The organism is Pseudoalteromonas sp. CR1, from assembly GCF_019392235.1.
Classification (GTDB): Bacteria; Pseudomonadota; Gammaproteobacteria; order Enterobacterales; family Alteromonadaceae; genus Pseudoalteromonas.
In genome coordinates, this window is record NZ_JAHXRM010000537.1 from 1 (window position 1) to 244 (window position 244).

1 protein-coding gene is annotated in these 244 nt (G+C 61.5%); it reads left to right on the forward strand.

The genetic code is table 11. The annotated features are described in order from the left end of the window. A partial coding sequence (locus KZZ04_RS20460; protein WP_219424072.1) for an OprD family outer membrane porin occupies nt 1-244 on the forward strand: 244 nt, incomplete at both ends.

Below are 244 nucleotides of genomic sequence, written 5' to 3' on the forward strand. Positions count from 1 at the left end.
GTTTACCGGTGGCCGCCTGGACAAAGCCAAGGACCGCGACTCCACCGACTACGAAGACATCGCCCTCAACAACAAGAACAGCCGCTTCGTCAGCGGTGCCACCGGCAAGCACTTCAACTTCGGTGGTGTGGACTACAAGTTCGCCGACAAAATCACCGGCAGCTACCACTTCGCCCAACTCGACGACGTCTACCGTCAGCACTTCCTCGGCCTGGTGGCCGCACGCCCAATGGGGCCTGGCACC